The following is a 21,478-nucleotide window of genomic DNA, read 5'->3' on the forward strand; positions in this document are numbered from 1 at the left end:
GCGCTGCGGCGTCAGCCCTGGCGCTGCTCCTTCAGGTCGGTCACGAACGCCGCCCAGGTGGCCGGCGCGAAGGTGAGCGCCGGGCCGGTCGGGTCCTTGCTGTCGCGCACGCCCACGACGTCGGGCAGGTTGTCGGCCACCTCGACGCAGTTGCCGCCGCTCCCGCCGCTGCGGGTGCTCGTGCGCCAGCGGGCACGGGCAAGGTCAGTCATGATGCTCCTCGATGATCGAAGTGATCATTTTCTCTGATTCTGCCTCACCCGACGCCAGCGCCTCCAGGTCCGACCAGACGTGTTCGAAGGCGGCCACCTCGGCTGGCTTGTCCAAATACAGCGCTCCGGTGATGTTCTCCAGGTAGACGGTGGTCGGCTCGGTCGACGCCCGGCCGAACGCCTGCGGGAAGCCCAGCAGGACGAAGGTGCCGGTCTCGCTGGCCAGGGGCGGACCGGCGGCGAACGGGAGCACCCGCAGGCTCACGTTCGGCAGCGCGGCCACGTCGAGCAGGTGGCGGAGCTGGCCGGCCATCGCCCGGCGGTCGGGGATGGTGCGCCGCAGCACCGCTTCGCTCAGGACGACCCGCAGCACCGGCGCGGTGGGCAGCCGGCGCACGAGGATGCCCTGTCGCTGCAACCTGACCTCGACAAGCTTCTCCCGCTCCTCCCGCTCAGGGTCGGGTTCTTGCGGCGGAACAACTCGCCGGCGTACTCGCGGGTCTGCAGGAGGCCGGGGATCAGCTCAGCGTCGTATTGCCGCAGGACCGACGCCGACGATTCCAGGCCGACGTACAGCGAGAACCAGGACGGGACGACATCGCCGTACGAATGCCACCATCCTTTGGCGCGAGTCTCCTTCGCCAGACCGGCGACGATGTCTCTCATGTCGTCCGGCACACGGTAGAGAGCGCACATCGCACGGGCGTCCACCACCCGCACGGGGACCAGACCCTTCTCGATGCGCCACACCTTCTGCCGCGAGCAGTCCAGCGCCTCCGCTGCGGCGTCAAGCGTCACCGCGGCGTCCACCCGGAGCTGCGTGAGCAGCCGGCCGAGCTGTCGCCGAGGAACCGTGGACCCGCTTGTTTCATCAGTCATGCAACATCACCGCGCCCCTCCTGCAACATCGAATGTTTCACCCCGCACGCAATTCTTTTCCATTCCGCGTGCGTCAATACGGCCCGAGAGTAGGGCGGCGGGGAGCGTTGCACAAGGGGGCCGGCGTGGAACACGCTGTCACGTATCCGGATCGCGAATAGCGCCAACCGAAATGGCGTTCGGCAGGCCGCCACCAATGCGGGATACGGGCCGGGAAATGTGTCGGAGAGGATGCCGTGGCGCGCGTGTCGTACAACGAATATCTCTTGGTCACCGCGCTCACCCTCGCCCGTCGGCACCGGCCCGTCTGGAGCTGGGCGCGCTGGCGCAGGGTGTGCCGCTGCGGCGCGGAGTTGCCCTGCCGGGCCCGCCACCGCATCCCGATCAACCGCGGGCACTGGCCGACGTGACCGACCTGAAGCCCGGCGACCTCCTGCTGATCGGCGAGGGCTGCTCGGTGCAGTTCTCCGGCGAACGCGCGCTGCGCCTGCGACTGGTGAGTGTGGACACGCGCCCGACGTACGACGGGTGGGTCTGGTTGACCGGCTACGTCCTGAGCGACAAGGACCTGGCAGTCGACAAGCGGGAGGTGTACGTGCGGCGGGCCGGTCTGCGGGTGCTGCGTACCGCCCCTGCGCCGGCCCGGCGGGCCCGGTCTTGACGGCCGTACCCGGGATTGGTGTCAGGAAACGCCCAGGTGGGTATTTCCGGGTGGTACCGCGTGGGTGCCACCCGATTCCGTCGGCCACCACGCATTCATCAGGAGGTGTGTAGTGGTCAGGATTCCTTCGCTGTCCCGCCGGTCCGAGCCGGCGCCGACGCGGGACGAGAACCTCGACGGCCGGATCGACGGCCGCGACACCCCGGTCGCCGACCGGGACAGCAGCACGGCGGTCACCGACACCGACCGGTCCGAGGACGTCACCGGCCGACCGGTGGTCACCGATCGGGACGCCGACCAGACGACGTACCGCAGCACCACGGCGACCGACGACCAGGCCGGCGCGGCCGAGCGGCGTGCCGCGGAGCGCGCGGCCGTGGCCCGGGCCGCCACCGCCCGCCCGCTTGAGGGCGATTCCCGACCCGGCGCCGTCCGGTCGGCCGACACCCCGACCCCGCCGGCCAGCGTCGCGGCGACCGCACCGACTGTCGACCGCACGGCCGAGCGCGACACCGACGTCGACCGGGACCGCACGACCCGGCGACCCGAGCGCGACACTGACCTCGACCGGACGACCGGGCGGCCCGACCCGACGGACCGCGTCGTGACCGACCGCCCGGTCGACCCGACCCCCGGCCACACCGAGCCGGAGCCCCCGGTGACGCGCGGCCCGAAGCCACGGGCCAGCCTGCTCGCCACCCTCGGCCTGATCGTCTCCGTCGCCGGTGCGCTGTTCGTGCTGACCGGCACCCTCGCCGGGTACGGCATCGGGCTCGGCGCGTTCGGCGCGGTGCTCTCGGTGCTCGGGCTGATGGCCACCCGCCGCCGGCACGTCGCCGGCAAGACCGACGCGCTGTTCGGCGTGCTCATCGGGCTCGCGGCGGTGGTGATCGGCGTGCTGGCGATGACCGGTCAGTTCGACTGGCCGACCACCGACGGCGACTGGGTGCCGCGCTTCCGGGAGTGGCTCGACTCACAGTTTGTGGACCGTTTCTAGCGGGCACTGTTCCGCTCGCCGGTGATGCACCGGCGAAAGACCCGGCGGTTCGCCGGCAGCCCGACCACCCGGTGGTTCACCGGCCGGGCGACACCCTTTCAGGGGCGGCGGTTCGCCGCCCCTGAAGTGTTTCCGGGGCCCGGTTCGCCGGGCCCCGAAGCGTTTTCACGACTCCGCTTGCCCTCCACGCAACGAATCGCAGCCCCAGACCGCTCAGACGCAACGAATGTTCGGTCTGCGCAACTCTCGGTGGTGGATCCTGCCGCTGGACCCGCATAGCGTTGAGCAACGGCGCCAGCCCGTGGGCCACGGAGGCCGGGCGCGCCCGACCCCTGGGAGCAGGACAATGACGATGGACGCCACCAGCCAGCGCCTGTTGATGTGCCGGCCGACGTACTTCGCCGTCGACTACGCGATCAACCCGTGGATGGACCCGAGCGCGCCTGTCGACGCCGCGCTTGCCGTCCGCCAGTGGGAGCAGCTGCGCCAGACGTACCTTGACCTGGGCCACACCGTCGAGGAGATCACTCCGGTGCCCGGCCTGCCCGACATGGTCTTCGCCGCCAACGGCGGCACGGTGATCGACGGCAAGGCGATGGCCGTGCAGTTCCGCGACCCGCAGCGCGCCGACGAGGCGCCTGCCTACCGGGCCTGGTTCGAGGCCGCCGGCTTCGAGATGTACGACCCGAAGCACGTCAACGAGGGCGAGGGCGACGTCCTGCTGGCCGGTGACCACCTGCTTGCCGGCACCGGTTTCCGCACCGCCCACGCCGCGCACGCCCAGTTGCAGGAGGTCTTCGGCTACCCGGTGATCACCATGCAGCTCGTCGACCCGCGCTTCTACCACCTGGACACCGCGTTGACAGTGCTCGACGAGCGGACCGTGGCGTACCTGCCGGAGGCGTTCTCCCCCGGCAGCCAGGCCGTGCTGCGCCGGCTCTTCCCCGACGCGGTGCACGCCACCATGGCCGACGCCGAGGTGCTGGGCCTCAACGCGGTAAGCGACGGACGGCACGTCGTGCTGCCCGCGCAGGCCACCGACCTGGCCGCCAAGCTGCGCGACCGGGGCTACGAGACCATCGGGGTCGACCTGTCCGAGCTACGTAAGGCCGGCGGCGGACCGAAGTGCTGCACGCTGCGACTCCGTCAGGGAAAGGCGACCAAGTGATCGAGGACATGCTGCGGACCCCGTCCGCCGTCCGGGACGCGGAGAAGTACACCGCGCACAACTACCACCCGCTGCCGGTGGTGATCTCGTCCGCCGAGGGCGCGTGGCTCACCGACGTGGACGGCAAGCGTTACCTGGACTGCCTGGCCGGCTACTCGGCGCTGAACTTCGGCCACCGGCACCCGCAGCTCATCGCCGCCGCGCACGCGCAACTGGACCGGCTCACACTCACCAGCCGCGCGTTCATCCACGACCAGTTCGCCGACTTCTGCCGGGAGCTGGCCGAGCTGTGCGGCAAGGACCTCGTGCTGCCGATGAACACCGGCGCCGAGGCGGTGGAGACCGGGATCAAGGTGGCCCGCAAGTGGGGCTACCAGGTCAAGGGCGTCACCCCGGGCCAGGCCAACATCGTGGTCGCCGAGGGCAACTTCCACGGCCGCACCACCACCATCGTGAGCTTCTCCACCGACGAGGACGCCCGCGCCGACTTCGGGCCGTACACCCCGGGGTTCACCGTCGTGCCGTACGGCGACCTGGACGCGCTCACCGCGGCGATCGACGAGAACACGGTGGCCGTGCTGCTGGAGCCGATCCAGGGCGAGCAGGGCGTGGTGGTGCCGCCGGAGGGCTACCTGCCGGGCGTACGCCGGGTCTGCACCGAACGCGACGTGCTGTTCATCGCCGACGAGATCCAGTCCGGTCTGGGGCGTACCGGTCGGACGTTCGCCTGTGACCACGAGGGCGTCGTGCCGGACATGTACCTGCTCGGCAAGGCGCTCGGCGGCGGCATCGTGCCGGTGTCCGCGGTGGCCGCGAACGCCGACGTGCTCGGCGTACTCAAGCCCGGCCAGCACGGCTCCACCTTCGGCGGCAACCCGCTCGCCTGCGCGGTAGCCATCGAGGTCGTCCGGCTGCTGGCCACCGGCGAGTTCCAGCGCCGGTCGGCCGAGCTGGGCGAGCGGCTGCGGGCCGGTCTGGAGGGGCTGGTCGGCAAGGGCCTCGTCGAGGTGCGCGTCCGTGGCCTGTGGGCCGGTCTGGACATCGACCCGGCGCTGATGAGCGGGCGGGAGGCGTGCGAGCGGCTCGCCGAGCGCGGCGTGCTCGCCAAGGACACCCACGGCTCCACCATCCGGCTCGCCCCGCCCCTGGTGATCACCGAAGAAGAGATCGACCTGGCGGTGGCCCAGCTCGCAGCGGTGCTAACCGCCTAACCCCGCCCCCCGCCGACCCCGGTTGATCGGGGTCGGCCGGGGCGGCGCGCCGCGGGCGCGTCAGGGGCGGGGTAGGCGCATGGCCATCGTCGGGGCCTCGGCCATCACCGAGGTGGGAGTGAACGGGGCGCCGGTGGGCAGCTCCTCGGCCCGACCGATCTGCACCCCCGGGTACAGCTCGATCATGTCGTTCTCGCCCAGCACCCGGGACTGCTGCGGCGCCAGGGGAATCCGGTCCGCCTCGTTCATCGACCCGGCCGGCCGGATGCCGGAGCCGTTGGTGCTGACGTCGGTCACGATGACCTCGCCGACCCGCAGCTCGAAACGGACGTGACCCCGGCTGATCCACCGCCGGGCCTCGTCGTTGAGCCACTGACCGAGCATGATCCCGCCATCCTGCTCGGGCGCCCGACCAGCCACGATCGACTGCTCCTCGCTCAGCACGAACCGCCGCCGGACCAGGCCGCCGACACGCACCGCGAGCACCTCCGTACGCGGACGCGGGCCGCCGTCACCGAGGCGTACGCCATGTCGCGGGCAGGTCGGCACGCCGTTGCGCAGCGAGGGCGGCGGCTGCCCGGCCGGGCTGCGGTCCGCGCCGCCGGCCAGGTCGGCGAAGGCGCCGCCCCCACCACCGCTGCCGAACAGCGCGCAGCCCGACTCCGGGCAGCGCCACTGCCGGGCCAGCAACTTCGCCCCGGTCGGCGAACGCTTGCCGGCGACCGGGGCGTGCCCGCCGCCGACGTGTGCGATGAACACCGGCCCGCCCGCGCCCGGCACCGGGGCGACCACCCGGCCGGGCTGCTCGACGAGCCACGGGAACCGCCCGCGCAGCCCGTCGAAGCGGACCCGGCTGAGCACCGGCAGCCCGAGCAGGTCGGCGACCTCAAGCATCCGGTCACCCGGATTGTCGAGCACCTCGACGAGCCCGTCGTCGGCCCAGCGGCGAACGACCATCCGCTCGTTGGACGTCAGGTCGGCGTCCGAGAGCAGCGCGCGGTGCACCACGGCGTACACCTGGACGCTGTCCTCCTCAAGCTCGCGGGAGAGCGCGTCGATGACCATGCCGAGGCGCAGCAGGCTCGCCGGCCGGCCGCCGTCGATGTCCTGGTAGCGGATGATCTCGGCCAGGTCGAGCACCGCGCGGGCCAGCGACGGGTCGGTGCAGACCCGCCCCTCGATGGCGTCCAGAACCTTGCTGATCTCGAATCTCATGCCGCACTCCGGACGATGTCGTCGATCCGCCGGGCCAGCTCGACGTCCCGGCGGGTGACCCCGCCGGCCGAGTGCGTGACACAGCGGAAGGTCAGGGTCCGCCATCGGATGTCGATGTCGGGATGGTGGTCGAGCTCCTCGGCCACCGCCGCCACCCGGTCCACCACCGCGATGGCGGCCGGGAAACTGCCGAGCTGGACGGTGCGGCCGATGCCGGTCGGGTCACCCGACCAGTCGGCCAACCCGCCCAGCTCTTTCCGCACCGCGTCCGCGGTGAGCAGGTCTGCCATGACCAGACCCTACCGGTGGCGAAGGCGGCCAGAAACGCGCGGCGGGGCGGCATCATCAGATGCCGCCCCACCGATCAGTCCTCGCGTTCAGCCGCGCAGCGGCCGGCCCACCTCGTGCAGGTGGCCGAGCGCCTGGCGGTACGACTCGATAAGCCCGGTCTCCGCGTACGGGATGCCCTGCTCGACGCAGTAGGCGCGGACGATCGGCTGGGCCCGGCGCAGGTTCGCCCGGGGCATGTTCGGGAACAGGTGGTGCTCGATCTGGTAGTTGAGGCCGCCCAGCGCGGTGTCGACCAGCCGGCTGCCCCGCACGTTACGTGAGGTCAGCACCTGCTTGCGCAGGAAGTCCAGCTCGTCCTCGGCGGTCGGCATCGGCATGCCCTTGTGGTTCGGCGCGAACGCGCAGCCCATGTAGAGGCCCCACAGCCCCTGGTGCACGGCGGCGAAGACCAGCGCCTTGCCCGGCGACATGACCGCCAGCAGCAACGCCACGTAGCCGGCGGTGTGCGCGAGGAGCAGTCCGGCCTCGACCGCGCGGTGCCGCATCGGGGTCGCGTACCTGCCGCTCTGCTCCCGGCCGATGATCGCCCGGATGCTCGCCACGTGCAGGCTCAGGCCCTCCAGGAAGAGCAGCGGGAAGAAGAAGTACGCCTGCCGGCTGGCCATCCAGCGGTGTGCGCCCCGGGTCTCCAGGGCCTGTTCGGGAGTCCACACCAGGGCGCCCGCGCCGACGTCCGGGTCCTCGTCCTCGTGGTTCGGGTTGGCGTGGTGCCGGTTGTGCTTGTCGACCCACCAGCCGTAGCTGATCCCGACGGCCCCGTTGCCGGCGACCAGCCCCACGACCTCGCTGGGACCGCGGCGACGGAACATCTGGCGGTGCCCGGCGTCGTGACCGAGGAACGCGACCTGGGTGGTGGCAACCGCAAGCACGGCAGCGAGCGCCACCTGCCACCAGGAGTCGCCGACCAGGAACACGGCGACCCAGCCGGCCACGAAGGCGCCGAGGGTGAGCACGAGGCGGGCAACGTACGAGGCAGGGCGCCGTTCCAGCAGGCCGGCCTGACTGATCCGTCGGGACAACTGTGCGTAATCACTACCCCGCCGTCGTACCGGCGGTTCCGCCACCGCTCCGAGCGCCATTACTGCTCCCGTTCCGCTTACGCCCGAACCAGGATGGTTCGAGATCAATGTCAGTCTCCCCGCATCGGTTGCGCTGAGTAACCCTGACAACCCCCGAATGGGGGGTAGGGCGAGCCCTACCCCCCGGCCTCGGTTCACCCCAGCCGGGCCACTGCGGCGCGTAGTCGGGCCAGGTCGCGACGCCGCCGTTCGTAGCTGGCGGCCAGCCCGATCAGCGCCAGCCCTCCGGCGCCCAGGTAGATCCATCGGGGCAGCAGATCCCAGCCACGGGCAACCTCGTGCAGCGCCAGGACCGCCAACACCCCACCACCGAGCAGCACCGGGGCCTGCCAGCGGCGGGTGGCGCCGGCAAGCACCACGCCCAGCGCCGCCGCGCCGAGCAGCAACCGTCGCCACGGCTGCGGGTCCTGCCCGGCCAGCACCGCCACCAGGCTCGGCAGCAGCGCCGCGACGAGCCCCGGGCCGAGCGCCGGCCAACTGGTCAACCCCGGCCGCGCCCGCAACGCCAGCAGGCCCGCGCCGAGGGCGAGCGCCGAGGCCGGCAGGGTGTACGCCTCCAACACGGTCACCCCACCGGCGGCGAGCAGCACCCACGCCCCGAGCAGCTCGCTGGTCCCGGCGATGGCGGCGAACCGCCACCGTCGACCGGCCGGCTCCCCCCTGCGCAGCAGCCGCAGGGCGACGGCCGCGCCCCACAGCACGCAGACGGTCGCGAGATGCCGCGCCGCCTCGACGGTGAGAACCGCCGCCACCACGGCCACCGCCTGCGCGGCGGCGTCCAGCACCCGCCCGACCGGCGCCAGCACCGTTGGCCGCCGGCTTGTCGCGGCGTCGACCGCGACCGACCGCGCCGGGTCGGCCGCAGCGGCGGCGGCGAGGATCAGCGCGGCCACCCCCAGCAGCGGGTACGCGGCTGCCCGCAACGGCTGCCCGTCGGCGATCGGAGCGGTCACCGCCAGCGCACACGCCGTCCCCACCGCCGCGACGCTCCCGACGACGCGCACCTCGACCAGTCGCGCCCCGGTGGCGACTACCACCGCCGCCACCAGCAGCGTGCCCTCGGCCGCGAGCGTGCCGGACCGGGTGACCAGGAGCCCCGTCACGCCGGCCGCGGCCAGCACCGCCCCCACCGGCACGGCGATCGACGCGAGCGCCGGGCGGGGCGTCACCAGCGCGGCGAACAGCAGCGTGGACACCCCGGCGAGCAGGATGGCGGCCGGCTGCGCCGGCCAGGGCACACCTGTCGCGACGAGCAGGACCGGCAGCGCGGCGGCGGCGAACGGCAGGCCGGCCAGCAGCGGCAGACGCACCCGCCGACCAGCAAGCGCCACGGCCACCGCCAACGCGACAAGCGCCAGCCCGGTGGGGAACAGCCCTCGATCGGCGACGACAGTCGGCGCACCGGACCAGACCTCCCAGATGCCGTACGGGGCGATCAACGCCACGACCACCGCAGGCAGCGCGGTCAGCACCGCGACCGCCGCCAGCACGACACCCGACGCCCTCAGCAGGCCCCCGATCTCCGACGGCCCCCCGACCGTCGACGACCCTCCGACGGCTGGCGGCCCCCCGATCGCCGGTTCCCCCGACACCGGCGACCCGGCGGCGCCCACCACCGGCCCCCCAGCGACCGACAGCCCCGACTCGTCGCCGCTCGTCGGCAGGCCCCACCGGGCGACGAGCGCGACGCCCAGTGCCGCCAACGCGGCGTACAGCGTCACGGGCTCGTCCCCCGCCGCCAGCAGCGGCGCGACCCCGGCCGCGAGCACCGCGACCACGGCGCCCGTGACCGCGTACCCGATCAGGTCGACCCGGTGGCGACGCACCGCGAGGACCGCGACAAGCGACAGCCCGGCGGCGCACAGGGCGGCCCGGGCCTGCCACCAGGGCGTCGCGCCGGCGGCGAACAGCGCCACCGCGGCGATGCCGGGCAGCGTGAGGTGCGCGACAAGCAGTCCCGCGCCCGACACCCCGCGGTACGTCCCACCCCGCCGCGACGCCAGCGCCACCCCGAGCACGGTGCTGGTGCCCAGCACCACCACGACGCCTACCGGATCGGCGAGGGCCACCAGCAGCGCGTGCCCGACCAGGACGGCGCTGCCGAGCGCCCAGCCCAGCAGGGTGGCCGGGCGGGACGCCTGGCGAGCCAGCACGGCGAGCACCAGCGCGACCCCACCCGCCAGGTCGACGGCCACCACCGTCGCCCACGACGCCGTCCAGCCGGCCGGCACCGCGAGCAGCACCGCCACCGCACCTGCCGAGGCGAGCGGCGCCCACGCGCTGCGCGGCAACAGCAGCGCCGTCGCGCCAAGCGCCAGCGCCACGGCGGGCGCCACCTGCCAGCCCCAGCTCAGGTCCGGTCCCCACCCGGCCCCGTGCCACGGCGGCAGCGACCGGACGACCGCGGCGACCGCCAGCACACAGGCGACCACCGCGGCGAGCTGCGCCGTCCCCGCCGCGACCAGCAGCGATCCGGCGCGCGGACCGGGCCGCCAACCCGTCGGCAGCAGCCGCACCGCCCCGGCCAGGACGAGCGCCACAGTCGCCGCCGCGAGCAACAGCAGCGACGGGCGCAGCTCACCCACCGGGCGCAGCAGCGCGGCGGCGAGCACCGGAACCAGCAGCCCCCCGGCCACCGCCCGCGCCGCCGAACCACCGACAAGCAGCGCCGCGCCGAGAGCCGTCACCGCTACCAGCAGCAGCGGCGCCCCGGCCAGCAACGGCGACCCCGCCGCCCGCCCCAGCACGAACGGCACCAGGGCACACGCCGCGGCACCGACAAGCGCGCCCACGTGACCCGCCCCGGCGAGCACCCGACCGGTGAACCGGCCCGCCCCCTCCCCGTCGCGCAGGGCGACAAGCACCGCCAGGTTCAGCAGGGCCACCCCGAGCAGCACCAGCGTCCACCCGGCCGCGCCGACCGCGGCCTGCACCGCGAGCAACGGCAGCACCGGCTGCGCCGCCAGCAGACCGGCGAACCACGGACCGGTCAACCCGCTCAACCGGCCGTACGCCACGGCGACCGCCGCGCTGACCCCCCCGACCAGCGCGGCGTACCGGGTGCCCGGCCAACCGGCCACGCCGGCCAGGTTCACCGACCAGGCGGCGTACCCGTCCAGCACCACCAGCAGCAGCCCCACGGCGGCGAACGTCTCCGCAGTGCCCCGCAACCCCCGGCGAACCGCCAGCAGCGGGCCGGCCAGGACGAGCGCCGTGACCGCCGCCAGGATCAGCGCCCGGCCACCGATCCCCACGGACGCCCAGGCCACCGCCGTGAAGACCACTGCCGCGGTGCCGAGCAGCAGTCCACCGAGGACGAACAGCAGCCCCTGCACCGTCCGGGTCGACGTCTCCGCCGCGCCGGGCCGCGCGTGCTCCACGGCGACAGCGGGCACGGTGGACGCGACGACAGGCGCCGGCCCGACGACAGGCGCCCCCGCCGCCAGCCCCGCGCGGACGACAGCCGCCAGCTCGGCCCGCCGCCGCGAGGTGGTCGCCAGGAGGCCGGCCAACTCGGTGTACGTCAGACGTGCCCGCTCCACCTCCGGACCGAGCCGATCCACCTCCCGCCCCAGTCGGACCACCTCGGCCGCGACCGGATCCGGAGGGCGGCGGCAGCCGGCGCATCCGGCGCTCAGATCGGCCGGGGCACCGCAGGCGGGGCAGGGATAGCGGGTGTCGTCCACCCGGTCATCATCGAGAAACCGGCGGGCAACGGCACAGAGTGCGCGTACCTAGGGTCGCGTGTGGTCGTGCACCCAGGCGGCGTACCCGGGGTCGCCACTGTCCACCCGCGACACCAGGATCTCCGGAACCTCGTACGGGTGGCTGGCGCGGATCTGGTCCACGAGCGCGGCCAACCGATCCGGTGCGGTCTTGAACTGCACGGACCACTCGGTGCTCGTCTCCACCCCGGAACGCCACCAGTAGGTGCTGTCCACCTGACCGCCGACCTGGGCACAAGCGGCGAGCCGCCCGGCGACGGCCGCGGCCGCCAGCACGTCCGCAACCGAACGCGCATCCACCACCGTCGTCACCACGCTGATCTGGTCCACGAGCGCACCCTACGCGGCGCCGTCCCGATTGGCCGCGATCCACGTGTCAATCTGCGCCCACCAATCGAAGAGCCAGTCGATGCGCTGCTGCCGGCCGGTCGGCACCTCCTCCGGGGGCACCGACCAGAACCGCATCACGATCCGCTTGTCCATGGGCAGCTCCCGCCACACATCGGCGACTGTGAGCATCCGGTCCAGTCCGGTGTGGGCGACGAAGATGACCCCGGCGTCCGGGGCGGCGTCCAACGCGGCGAGCACCCCGCCGGGCTGCGGGGCGAGCACGTGGCGCATCCGCTCGGCGCGCTGCGCCATCCGTTCCAGGCCGAGGGAACGCAGCCGGGCGATGGCCCGCAGTCGCCGCTTGGGGGTGAAGTTGCCGCCCTCCGGGAAGATCACGAAGGCGTCGTTGTCGTCCAGCCCGGTGGCCAGGTGCCCGACCTGGCGTACGGTCTCCTCGCCGCGCTCCGGGGTGGGCGCGATGAACCGGTTGGGCAGCCGGTTGAGCAGCACGTCGATCGCCGGATCCCACTGGAGGCTGTCCTTGAGCACGATCCGCGGCTCCCGGTGGAACCAGTTGACCAGCCCGTGGATCAGGATAAACGAGTCACCCGGCCCGGCGTGCCGGCACAGCACCAGCTCCGGCCGGCCGGGCAGCGCGGTGTCCGGGTCCGTACCGACCACGTCGATGTGCAGCCGCAGCGACCAGCGGGCCTGCCAGAACAGCACCCGCAGGAACCAGCCGGCCACCACGTAGTGCGCGCGCTGGAAGGCCGGGGACCGGCTGCGCCAGCCGAAGCCGGACGCCAGCCACAGGACGAACAACGCGAGCAGCGCGGCTGCGTCCCAGACCAGGTAGACGCAGCCGATCCAGAGCAGGCGCAGGGGGCGGAGCCGGCCCGGGACCAGCGGCGAGGCGGCCGCCGCGAGCAGCGCCCAGACCGGCAGCGTGGTCACCACGGCGATCGCGAGCAGCACCACGCCGGGGGCGATCAGCAGCCGCCGCAGCCACCTGGGGGGCAGCGGCATCAGCGCTCCACGTTGGCGGCGAGGTAGCGGCGCGAAGCCGTGTACGCCCGGCTGATCCGCCGTCCCACCGCCGCCATGTCCCGGTACGCCCACGGCGTGTCGTCGCGTGGGTTCAGCCCACCGGTCGGCAGGACGTGCACCTCCACCCCCTCGGGCAGCGCGGCCATCTCACGGAAGAAGCGGTGCCGGCGGGATATCTCGAACGCGACCTGCGCGATCTCCCACGGCCGCCGGGGTGGCGTCAGCTCCCGCTCGATCCGTCCCACCTGGAGGACGAAGATCTGGCCGGCGCCCGCGGCCACCGCCTCGCCGATCGGAATGGAGTTCACGATGCCGCCGTCGACGTAGTGCGCGCCGTCGATCTCCATGGGCGGGAGCAGGCCCGGCACCGAGGCCGACGCCATCACCGCCGGCACCACCGGACCGGTGTCGAACCAGTGCTCGGCGGCCCGCTCGATGTGTGCCGCGCAGCAGCGGAACGGCACCCGCAGATCGGCGAAGGTGGTGTCCACCCCCAACTCGGTCTCCAGCAGGCGGCGCAGCGGCCGGGGCGAGTGCAGGTGGGTACGGGCGGCGAAGCGGCGCAGTTGCCGGGCGACCGAGTCGCCGTACACCTCGCTGGCCTCGGGTGAGGCCCAGAGCCGTACCAGTCGGTCGGTCACCGCCTCGGACGGGTCGGCGGCGACCAGCGCGCCGTTGACCGCGCCGATCGAGGTGCCGAGCACCATGTCGGGTTGGATGCCGGCGCGGAACAGAGCCCGCAGCATGCCCACCTCGACGGCGCCGAGCACCCCGCCGCCACCGAGCACGAACGCCACCGGTCCCCCCGCCATGTCCTCATCCTGGCATGCGCCCGCCGCCGACCGACGGGCCGCCGCCGACCCGCGGTGGGCGCACCCCGGCCGCCGTCCGGCGACGATCCACCGCACCGGCGTTGACAGGCCGGACACATTCGCGCAACCTGATACCGCTCCCACCCCAGAGGGCAGGTGCGACAAGTGAAGGCAGCGCTGCATCCGGGCCGATTGCTGGCCCGCAGGTACCGACTCATCGACCAGATCGGTGCCGGCGGCATGTCGGTGATCTGGCGCGCACGGGACGAGGTGCTCGACCGCGTCGTGGCGCTCAAGGTGCTCGCGCCGTCGCTCGCCGCGGACGCGCGGTTCCGCGACATGGTGCGGGAGGAGGCGCGGGCCGCCGCCCAGTTGGTCCACCCGCACGTGACGTCGGTGCACGACTACGGCGAGACGGTGGACCCGGACGGGTCCATCACCTCGTTCGTGGTGATGGAGCTGCTCAGCGGCGAGGAGTTGGAGCTGCGGCTCACCGAGGGCCCGCTGCCGTGGCCGGAGGCGGTCGAGGTGGGCGCCCAGGTCGCGGACGCGCTGGCGGCCGCGCACCGGCTGGGCATCGTGCACCGCGACATCACCCCGGCAAACGTCATGATGACCGCGATGGGGGTGAAGGTCCTCGACTTCGGCATCGCCACCCGGATCGGCGCGCCGGACGAGGACGAGGACGGCGGCACCTTCGGCACCCCGGCGTACGTGGCCCCGGAACGGCTCGACGGCGCACCGGCCCAGCCGGCCACCGACGTCTACTCGCTCGGCGTCCTGCTGCACGAGGCGTTGACCGGCCGGGTGCCGTACCCGGCGGACACCTGGGAGCAGCTCAGCGCCGCGCTGGCCGGCGGCCCGGCGCCGACCCTGGCCGACCTGCCGGAGCTGCCCGCCGCGGTGGCCCGGATCTGCCTGCGGAGCCTCTCCCGGGACCCGGCGGACCGGCCGACGGCCCGGCAGCTCGCCACCGCGCTGCGCGACCAGCGCCTGCCACCCGACCCACCGACCGCCACGATCCGGGTGCCCACGCTGGCCCTGCCGCCCAGCTCCGCTCCGGCGGCGCACGCGGGCGTCGCGACGGTGACGGCGGCGCCCGCGGCACACAGGGGCGACGCGACCGAGCCGCCGCTCGACGACGTGACGGAGCCACCCGGTGCGGCGCCCGGCCGCTCCCGGCGTCGGGCGCTGCTGCTCCTGGCACCTGTGGTGCTGGCCGTCGGGGTGGCGCTTGCCGGTGCGACCCTGCTGCCCGACCAGCAGCCGGATCGCCGGGCCCAGCCGTCGTCCGGCCCGGTCACGCCCGCGCCCACCGACCCGCCGACCGACCCGACCACCGACCCGCCGGCCAGCGAGCCGTCCCGGCCGACCCCGACGCCGTCGTCGCCACCTGCCACCCGCACGCCCACCGGCGAGCCGAGCACCCTCGTGGAGGCCGCCAACCGTGTCGACGGGCTGATCGGCGCCGGCCTGCGCGACGGGGAGATCCGCGAAGACGTCGCCCTCGACCTGCGCAACGAGCTGCGCAACCTGCTGGCCGCCGTCGGCTCCGGCCGGGACGCGCTGGCCCCACCGGTGGCCCGGCTACGCGAGAAGGTCACGGTCCGCCTCGGCGAGGGTGCGATCAGCCCGGCGTACGCGCAGCGGCTGGACGCCGCCATCGCCGAGCTGGGCGCGGCACGGGTCTGACCCGGGGCGACACCGTCAGCGGACCGCGACGGGAGCCGCCTCCCGGACGACGGGCCGCCCGAGGGCGAAACGCCGGTAGACGTCCTCGTAGCCGTACGCCATCCGCTCGACCGAGAAGTTCTCGGCGACGTGCGCCACGCAGTCCTGCGGGTCCAACTCCCGGGCGGCCAGCAGCGCGGCGGGCAGCTCGTCGGGCCGTTGGCAGACCAGCCCGGTGAGTCCGGGCCGCACCAGTTCGGGCACCGCGCCCCTGTCGAGCGCGACTACAGGCGTACCTGTCGCCATCGCCTCCAACATCACCATGCCGAACGGCTCCTCCCACTGGATCGGCATGATCAGGCAGCGGGCGTCGACGAGCATCCGCAGGGTCTCGGCGCGGTCGGCGTTGAGCACGACTGTCACGTCGTCGTCGACAAGCGGCGCGACGACCTGCTCGTAGTAGCGCCGCTCGGCCGGTTCGTTGCACTTGCCGGCCAGCAGCAGCGGCAACCCCGCCTCCCGGCAGGCGCGGATGGCGATGTCCGGGCCCTTGTCCGGGCTGAACCGGGCCAGCCACAGCACCGGGCCGGGGCCGGGCGCGATCTTGCGCGGAAAGCCACGCAGGTCCAGCGCGTTGTGCACGGTGCCGGCCCAGGGCAGGCCCGGGTTGAGTCGGCGCTGGGCGTGCGAGATGGCCACCAGGGCGACATCCTCGTCGGCGTCGCCGAGCACGTCGCCGTACTCACCCACCGGGTTGCCGTGCACGGTCGCCACCGTCGGCACGGACCGGCGGCCGGCCACGAGCGGGCCGATCGTGGTGTGGTCGTGGATCACGTCGAAGTCGGCCGGCCTGATCATGCGATTCACCCGGGCCAGGTGCGCCAGCTCCGGCAGTGACTCGCCGAGCCGCTCGTACTGGACCTGGGCGACGGTCGAGACGAAGCCGCCGGCGGCGGTGCCGTGCTGCTCGCCGGCACCGAACAGCGTCACCGCGTGGCCGTGCGCGGTCAACGCGTCCACCAGGCAGGCCACCACCTGCTCCAGGCCGCCGTAGCCGGGCGGCGGCACGGAAAGCCATGGCGGGACCACCATCGCGATGCGCAACGACCGCTCCGGCGAGCGGTCGGCGGGCGGGTGGTTCACGGCCACGAGTCCTCCCCGTTGATCCCCGATCGGGTATCGCCGTCGGTCGGCATGGTCCGCGGCGGTTTCCCCGCGCAGCCTCCGGTAAACCGGACAAGACGGACGCCTACCCGCCGACCAGGAGTTGATCGTGCACGGCTCGTACGCCCGGCGCCGACCACGCCACCCGCTCCACCTGGTCCCGTTCCCACCACGAGCGGACCACCCCGGCGAGGACCAACGTGTCGCCGTCCACCTCCACCGTCACCCGCTCGGCGCCGAGCGTGCGCGCCAGGGCACGCCGGACGTCCTGCCGCAGCCGCTCGCCTGCGGGTGGCGCGGACGGTCGCACCTCCACCAGGTTCGTGATTCCCCGTACGCCGTCCAGCCGGCGCAACTCCCCCTCGGCGGCCCGGCGCTGCCAGCCGAACTCGACCTCGCCGCGCAGCATCAACCAGCCGTTGGCCACTGTGATGTCAAGCCGTTCGGCGGGCACGAAACTGTCCCACTCCAGGGCCCGCGCGGCGGCGAGGGCGACATCCCCGTCGGTACGCCCCGGCGTCCCCGGCAGCCGCACCTCGACCTCGTCGGCCACCACGCGCACCCCACGCACCCGCTGGGCGCAGCGGGTCGCCGCCCAGGCACGGGCCGCCCCGTCCACGAACCCGGTCAGGGTGACCACTCCCTGGTCGACGGCCACCCCGATCTCGTTGGGCCGCAGCCGCGGATCCCAGGCCAGCTCGGCCAGGACCTCCCGCTGGATCCGCTTGTCGTCGCGGACGTCCACAGGCCCTCACCTCCGTCTCGCCTCGTCCAACGAACCTGCCGGGAGTACGGGTGACGGCGGTTCACCCGAGGAGGGTGAACCGCCGTCCGGGCGGAAAAGAGCGGCGGGTGACGGAGCCGACCCCCTCGGCCCCGCCACCCGCCGCCGGAGGGAGGAGGCAGGTTCAGTTGTCGGTCAGGACGTCTCGGCGAGCGTCACCGTCGCCGTCTTCTCGGCGCCGTTGCGCTTGAAGTGCACCTCGACCCGGTCGCCGACCTTGCCGGCCTGCACCGCGCCGACCAGGTCGTCGGAGTCGTTGATCGCCTTGTCGCCGAAGCGGGTGACCACGTCGCCGCGCTGGAGGCCGGCCTTCTCGGCGGGGCTGCCCGTGGTGATCGAGGCGACAAGCGCGCCGCCGCCCTCGGCCTGGTTGACGCCGACGCCGAGCGAGGGGTGGCTGACCTTCTCGCCGCGCTGGAGCTTGCCCGCGACGTCCTTGGCCTTGTTGCTGGGGATGGCGAAGCCCACGCCGATGTTGCCGGTGCTCTGCCCGGAGGTGGCGATGGCGGTGTTGACGCCGATCACCTCGCCGCGGGTGTTGACAAGCGCGCCACCGGAGTTGCCGGGGTTGATCGGGGCGTCGGTCTGCAGCAGGCCGGAGATCGAGCTGACCGCCTGGCTCTGCTGGTTCGGGTCCTGCTGCTGGCCGCCCTCGCCGGCCCGGATGGTGCGGTCCCGGGCGCTCAGGATGCCGGCGGTCACGGAGCCCTGCAGGCCGAGCGGGCTGCCCAGGGCGAGCACCTGGTCGCCGACCTGCATGGCGTCGCTGTCGCCGAAGGTGGCCGGCTTGAGGTTGCTCACTCCGTCGGCCTTCACCACGGCCAGGTCGGTCTTCGGGTCGGTGCCGACGATCTTCGCCTGCGCCTTGCTGCCGTCGGCGAAGACCACCTGCACGGTGTCCCCGCTGGCGGAGGCGACCACGTGGTTGTTGGTGAGCACGTAGCCGTCGGCGGTGAGCACCACGCCGGAGCCCTCGCCGCTGTCGGTGGCGATCGACACGACGCTGTCCTGGACCGATGCGGCGATCTTCGGCAGGTCGGCGCTGTTGAGCACGGGGGCCGCCGTGTAGGTGCGGGTGACGCCGCCGTTGTCGCCGTCGAGGGCGAGCGCGAGCGCACCACCGGCGACGCCGGAGCCGAGCATCAGGGCGAACACCGCGACGCCGGCGCCGGCGAACTTGGCGATCCGGCCCGGCCGGGGTCCGGAGCCGGGCGGCGTGGCCTGCGGCCCCCAGGGCGGCACGGGCTGCCCCGGCTGGTGCTGCTGGTGCTGGCCGTGCTGTGGGTAGCCCGCGACCGGCTGGCCCCCACCGGCCCAGCCGGACTGCTGGCCCGCGTGCCAGCCGGCGCCGGGGTACTGGCCGGCGGCCGGCTGCGGGTAACCGGGGTGGCTGGGCTGGCCGGGCTGGCCGGAGTAGCCAGGCTGGCCGGAGTAGCCGGGCTGGCCGGAGTAGCCGGGCTGGCCGGGCGCCGGGTGGCCGGAGACCGGGTAGTGCGGCGCGGACGCGCCGGCGGCGGTCGACGGCTCGTACCCCGAGGGCTGGGCCGCGGTCGACGGCTCGTACCCCGAGGGCTGGCCCGCGGTCGGCGGCTCGTACCCGGTCGGCTGCCCGGTGTGCGGGGCGGACGACGTCGGTCCGTCGGAAGCGGCGGGCACGGCCGGGGTGGCGACGGTGGGCGCGGTGTCCCCGTCGGTCGAGACGACCGGAACGGGGGTGGTCGGAGAGTCGGACTGCGCGCGCTCGTCGCGCGGCAGCTCGGCGGTGGGGTGCGACGGCTCGGCGTCGGTGGGGGCCGGCCGGCGCTGCGGGTCGGACTCGAACTCGGTCATGGGACTACCTTCTCCCCCGGCACTGCAATCAACCTGGAACCGTCCTGGAAGTTGGCTGAAAGTCACTCGCCCAGGTCGTCGACCTTGGGCACCTGCGGCAACCGGACCCGGAAGGTGGCCCCGCCGCCGGGCGTTTCGAGCACCTCGACCGAGCCGTGGTGCGCGGCGACGAGCGCCGCCACGATGGCCAGGCCGAGACCGGTGCCGGTGTTGCCGTCGGCCCGTCGGGTCCGGGCCGCGTCGGCCCGGTAGAACCGCTCGAAGACCCGCTCGGACTGCTCGGGCGAGAGACCGGGGCCGGTGTCGACCACGTCCACGACGGCGAGGTTGCCCGGCTCGGCGCGCAGGCGCAGGCTGACGTCGGCGTTCGGCGGGGTGTGGGTCAGCGCATTTGTCACCAGGTTGCCGATGATCTGCCGCAACCGCGCGTCGTCGGCATACACGACGAGCGGGCCGGAACCCGGCTCGATCTCCAGCTCGATCCGCCGCTCCGGGGCGATCGCCCGCGCCGCCTGGACGGCGTCGGAGGCCAGCACCGGCAGCTCCACCGGGGCCAGCGAGAGCGGCCGCTCCCGGTCCAGCCGGGCGAGCAGCAACAGATCCTCCACCAGCAGACCCATCCGGGCCGCCTCGTCCTCGATCCGGCGCAGCAACCCGGCCGTCTGCTCCGGCGCGCGGGCGGCGCCCTGCCGGTACAGCTCGGCGAAGCCACGGATGGTCGTCAGCGGAGTTCGCAGCTCGTGCGAGGCGTCCGCGACGAACTGCCGCATCCGCTCTTCGGAGCGTCGGGCCCGCGCCTCGGACGCCTGCGCCGCGGCGGCCGCGTCGCGGGCGGTGCTCTCCGCCGAGCGGGCAGCCGTCTCCGACGCCGCGCGGGCGGTGAACGCCGCCTCGATCTGGGTGAGCATCGCGTTCAGCGCCCGGGAGAGCCGGCCCAGCTCCGAGGTGGGCTGCTCGTGCCCCTCCTCCGGGTCGGGCACCCGGCGGGTCAGGTCACCACCGGCGATGGCGGCGGCCGTCCGTTCGATCTCGACGAGGGGCTTGAGGCTGGTCCGTACGATCGCCGCGCCCACCGAGGCCAGCATGATCAGCACCGCGCCGCCGACCAGCAGGTCGATCCAGACGAGCTGCTTGACCGCGCGGTCGACCTCGGTCAGCGGCTGACCCACGGCCAGCACCGAGCCGTCCGGCTGGGCGGCGTAGTAGACCCGCCAACGGGTGCGCCCGTCCTGGGACAGGATCGTCTTCGGCTGCCCCTCCAGGTCCTCGAAGCCGGCCCGGGTGGTGGGGAAGCTGGGCAACTGCTCGGGGGCGCGACTTTTCTTGTCGTAGTACGGCCGGGACACCTGGTCCTCGTCGGCCAGCGAGACGACGTAGTCGCTGGGCAGCGTCACGTTGACCTCTCCGCTGCGCAGACCCGGAAGGTACTGACCGAGGCCCTGGGTGGCCGACCGGATCTGCCCGTCCACCTGGTCGACCAGGTAGTTGTGCAGGAAGTAGGCGGTCAGCGAGCTGATCACCAGCAGCGCTGCGGAGACCAGCGCGAGCACCGACGTGACCAGCTTGACCCGCAGCGGTACGCCCCGCAGCCGCCCCTTGGCCTGCTGGACGGCGTTCACGCCGCCGGCTTGCGCAGCACGTACCCCACGCCGCGGAGAGTGTGGATCAGCCGCGGCTGGGTGGTGTCCACCTTGCGCCGCAGGTAGGAGATGTAGGACTCGACGATGTTGTCGTCGCCGCGGAAGTCGTAGTTCCAGACGTGGTCGAGGATCTGCGCCTTGGACAGCACCCGGTTGGCGTTGAGCATCAGGTAGCGCAGCAGCTTGAACTCGGTGGGCGAGAGCTGCACCCGCTGCCCGGCCCTGTGCACCTCGTGGGTCTCCTCGTCCAACTCCAGGTCGGCGAAGGTGAGCCGGGACGGTGCCTGCTCGCCGGTGGTGGTGCGGCGCAGCACGGCGCGGATCCGGGCGGTCAGCTCCTCCAGGCTGAAGGGCTTCGTGACGTAGTCGTCGCCGCCCAGGGTGAGCCCACGGATCTTGTCGTCGGTGGCGTCCCGGGCGGTCAGGAACACCACGGGGGTACGCGTGCCGCCCTCACGCAGCATCCGGATGACCTCGAAGCCGTCCAGGTCCGGCAGCATGACGTCGAGCACGACCAGGTCGGGCCGGTGGTCCTTGGCGGCGTTCAGGGCCGCGCTGCCGCTGGTCGCGGTGGCCACGTCGAAGCCCGCGAAGCGCAGGCTCGCGGAGAGCAGTTCGAGGATGTTGGGGTCGTCCTCGACGACGAGAAGTCGCGCCTCGGTCTGGGTAGCGGGCATGGGCCCAATCATCGGTGACCTCACT

Annotated in this window: 19 protein-coding genes and 1 pseudogene; 6 read left to right on the forward strand and 14 right to left on the reverse strand. The window is 73.5% G+C overall.

Going from position 1 to position 21,478, the window contains the following annotated elements; all coding sequences use genetic code 11:
* Positions 1–11: 11 nt before the first annotated feature.
* Positions 12–212, reverse strand: a complete 201-nt coding sequence (locus OOJ91_RS15985) for a DUF397 domain-containing protein (protein WP_266245792.1) — start codon at positions 210–212, stop codon at positions 12–14.
* Positions 205–1,091 (reverse strand): annotated as a pseudogene (locus tag OOJ91_RS34470) (helix-turn-helix domain-containing protein). Before OOJ91_RS34470 ends, OOJ91_RS15985 begins: the two are co-directional and overlap by 8 nt.
* 245 nt (positions 1,092–1,336) lie before the next feature.
* Here OOJ91_RS34470 and OOJ91_RS15995 point away from each other — a divergent pair.
* The 5 genes from OOJ91_RS15995 (at position 1,337) to rocD (ending at position 5,128) form a co-directional block, all read left to right on the forward strand.
* Positions 1,337–1,501, forward strand: a complete 165-nt coding sequence (locus OOJ91_RS15995) for a hypothetical protein (protein WP_266245793.1) — start codon at positions 1,337–1,339, stop codon at positions 1,499–1,501.
* Entirely contained in the window at positions 1,498–1,752 is a 255-nt protein-coding gene (locus OOJ91_RS16000) for a hypothetical protein (protein WP_266245794.1), read from the forward strand. The genes OOJ91_RS15995 and OOJ91_RS16000 overlap by 4 nt, the downstream gene beginning before the upstream one ends.
* A gap of 112 nt (positions 1,753–1,864) precedes the next feature.
* The gene (locus OOJ91_RS16005; RefSeq protein WP_266245795.1) at positions 1,865–2,749 is read left to right on the forward strand and encodes a sulfite exporter TauE/SafE family protein; all 885 of its coding nucleotides are present in this window, start codon (positions 1,865–1,867) and stop codon (positions 2,747–2,749) included.
* A gap of 352 nt (positions 2,750–3,101) precedes the next feature.
* Complete coding sequence (ddaH, locus tag OOJ91_RS16010; RefSeq protein WP_266249728.1) at positions 3,102–3,917, forward strand: dimethylargininase; 816 nt, start codon at positions 3,102–3,104, stop codon at positions 3,915–3,917.
* Positions 3,914–5,128, forward strand: a complete 1,215-nt coding sequence (rocD, locus tag OOJ91_RS16015; RefSeq protein ID WP_266245796.1) for an ornithine--oxo-acid transaminase — start codon at positions 3,914–3,916, stop codon at positions 5,126–5,128. The genes ddaH and rocD overlap by 4 nt, the downstream gene beginning before the upstream one ends.
* A 60-nt stretch (positions 5,129–5,188) precedes the next feature.
* Here the strand turns inward: rocD and OOJ91_RS16020 are convergent, their stop codons facing one another.
* The 7 genes from OOJ91_RS16020 to OOJ91_RS16050 all read right to left on the reverse strand — a co-directional run bounded on the left by OOJ91_RS16020 (position 5,189) and on the right by OOJ91_RS16050 (position 13,687).
* Positions 5,189–6,343, reverse strand: coding sequence for an FHA domain-containing protein (locus OOJ91_RS16020; protein WP_266245798.1), 1,155 nt, complete (start codon positions 6,341–6,343; stop codon positions 5,189–5,191).
* Positions 6,340–6,633 carry a 4a-hydroxytetrahydrobiopterin dehydratase gene (locus OOJ91_RS16025; RefSeq protein ID WP_266245800.1) on the reverse strand — a complete coding sequence of 98 codons (294 nt, stop codon included), beginning with the start codon at positions 6,631–6,633 and terminating at the stop codon, positions 6,340–6,342. The genes OOJ91_RS16020 and OOJ91_RS16025 overlap by 4 nt, the downstream gene beginning before the upstream one ends.
* A gap of 87 nt (positions 6,634–6,720) precedes the next feature.
* Positions 6,721–7,773, reverse strand: coding sequence for a fatty acid desaturase family protein (locus OOJ91_RS16030; RefSeq protein WP_266245802.1), 1,053 nt, complete (start codon positions 7,771–7,773; stop codon positions 6,721–6,723).
* 134 nt (positions 7,774–7,907) lie between these two features.
* On the reverse strand, positions 7,908–11,459 hold the full coding sequence (locus OOJ91_RS16035; RefSeq protein ID WP_266245804.1) for an SCO7613 C-terminal domain-containing membrane protein: 3,552 nt from the start codon (positions 11,457–11,459) through the stop codon (positions 7,908–7,910).
* Positions 11,460–11,507: 48 nt separating this feature from the next.
* The gene (gene cutA / locus OOJ91_RS16040) at positions 11,508–11,828 is read right to left on the reverse strand and encodes a divalent-cation tolerance protein CutA (RefSeq protein ID WP_007464647.1); all 321 of its coding nucleotides are present in this window, start codon (positions 11,826–11,828) and stop codon (positions 11,508–11,510) included.
* Positions 11,829–11,837: 9 nt separating this feature from the next.
* Positions 11,838–12,854: a 1-acyl-sn-glycerol-3-phosphate acyltransferase gene (locus OOJ91_RS16045; RefSeq protein WP_266245809.1), complete on the reverse strand. Its 1,017-nt coding sequence runs from the start codon at positions 12,852–12,854 to the stop codon at positions 11,838–11,840.
* Positions 12,854–13,687, reverse strand: a complete 834-nt coding sequence (locus OOJ91_RS16050; protein ID WP_266245811.1) for a patatin-like phospholipase family protein — start codon at positions 13,685–13,687, stop codon at positions 12,854–12,856. Before OOJ91_RS16050 ends, OOJ91_RS16045 begins: the two co-directional genes overlap by 1 nt.
* Positions 13,688–13,852: 165 nt before the next feature.
* Here OOJ91_RS16050 and OOJ91_RS16055 point away from each other — a divergent pair, with 165 nt between their 5' ends.
* Positions 13,853–15,379 (forward strand): serine/threonine-protein kinase, encoded by a 1,527-nt coding sequence (locus OOJ91_RS16055; RefSeq protein WP_266245812.1) that lies wholly within the window; start codon positions 13,853–13,855, stop codon positions 15,377–15,379.
* Between the two features lie 15 nt (positions 15,380–15,394).
* Here OOJ91_RS16055 and OOJ91_RS16060 read toward each other — a convergent pair whose 3' ends face one another.
* The 5 genes from OOJ91_RS16060 to OOJ91_RS16080 all read right to left on the reverse strand — a co-directional run bounded on the left by OOJ91_RS16060 (position 15,395) and on the right by OOJ91_RS16080 (position 21,453).
* Entirely contained in the window at positions 15,395–16,450 is a 1,056-nt protein-coding gene (locus OOJ91_RS16060; RefSeq protein WP_266249729.1) for a glycosyltransferase family 4 protein, read from the reverse strand.
* A 157-nt stretch (positions 16,451–16,607) separates the two neighbouring features.
* A complete protein-coding gene (locus tag OOJ91_RS16065; RefSeq protein WP_266245813.1) occupies positions 16,608–17,267 on the reverse strand; it encodes a BON domain-containing protein in 660 nt (219 codons plus the stop codon).
* Positions 17,268–17,441: 174 nt separating this feature from the next.
* Positions 17,442–19,136, reverse strand: a complete 1,695-nt coding sequence (locus OOJ91_RS16070) for a trypsin-like peptidase domain-containing protein (protein WP_266245815.1) — start codon at positions 19,134–19,136, stop codon at positions 17,442–17,444.
* A 62-nt stretch (positions 19,137–19,198) separates the two neighbouring features.
* Positions 19,199–20,755 (reverse strand): sensor histidine kinase, encoded by a 1,557-nt coding sequence (locus OOJ91_RS16075; RefSeq protein ID WP_266245816.1) that lies wholly within the window; start codon positions 20,753–20,755, stop codon positions 19,199–19,201.
* Complete coding sequence (locus OOJ91_RS16080; RefSeq protein WP_030336721.1) at positions 20,752–21,453, reverse strand: response regulator transcription factor; 702 nt, start codon at positions 21,451–21,453, stop codon at positions 20,752–20,754. Before OOJ91_RS16080 ends, OOJ91_RS16075 begins: the two co-directional genes overlap by 4 nt.
* Between the last annotated feature and the right edge of the window lie 25 nt (positions 21,454–21,478).

It is taken from the genome of Micromonospora lupini (assembly GCF_026342015.1).
GTDB classification, from domain to species: Bacteria; Actinomycetota; Actinomycetes; order Mycobacteriales; family Micromonosporaceae; genus Micromonospora; species Micromonospora lupini_B.

What these genes read in the sequence shown, in the direction of transcription:
- OOJ91_RS15985 (WP_266245792.1), bottom strand. Translation starts at nt 212, where the DNA reads ATGACTGACCTTGCCCGTGCCCGCTGGCGCACGAGCACCCGCAGCGGC.
- OOJ91_RS16030 (WP_266245802.1), bottom strand. Translation starts at nt 7,773, where the DNA reads ATGGCGCTCGGAGCGGTGGCGGAACCGCCGGTACGACGGCGGGGTAGT.
- OOJ91_RS16080 (WP_030336721.1), bottom strand. Translation starts at nt 21,453, where the DNA reads ATGCCCGCTACCCAGACCGAGGCGCGACTTCTCGTCGTCGAGGACGAC.
- OOJ91_RS16070 (WP_266245815.1), bottom strand. Translation starts at nt 19,136, where the DNA reads ATGACCGAGTTCGAGTCCGACCCGCAGCGCCGGCCGGCCCCCACCGAC.
- OOJ91_RS16060 (WP_266249729.1), bottom strand. Translation starts at nt 16,450, where the DNA reads ATGGTGGTCCCGCCATGGCTTTCCGTGCCGCCGCCCGGCTACGGCGGC.
- ddaH (WP_266249728.1), top strand. Translation starts at nt 3,102, where the DNA reads ATGGACGCCACCAGCCAGCGCCTGTTGATGTGCCGGCCGACGTACTTC.
- OOJ91_RS16025 (WP_266245800.1), bottom strand. Translation starts at nt 6,633, where the DNA reads ATGGCAGACCTGCTCACCGCGGACGCGGTGCGGAAAGAGCTGGGCGGG.
- OOJ91_RS16050 (WP_266245811.1), bottom strand. Translation starts at nt 13,687, where the DNA reads ATGGCGGGGGGACCGGTGGCGTTCGTGCTCGGTGGCGGCGGGGTGCTC.
- OOJ91_RS16045 (WP_266245809.1), bottom strand. Translation starts at nt 12,854, where the DNA reads ATGCCGCTGCCCCCCAGGTGGCTGCGGCGGCTGCTGATCGCCCCCGGC.
- OOJ91_RS16020 (WP_266245798.1), bottom strand. Translation starts at nt 6,343, where the DNA reads ATGAGATTCGAGATCAGCAAGGTTCTGGACGCCATCGAGGGGCGGGTC.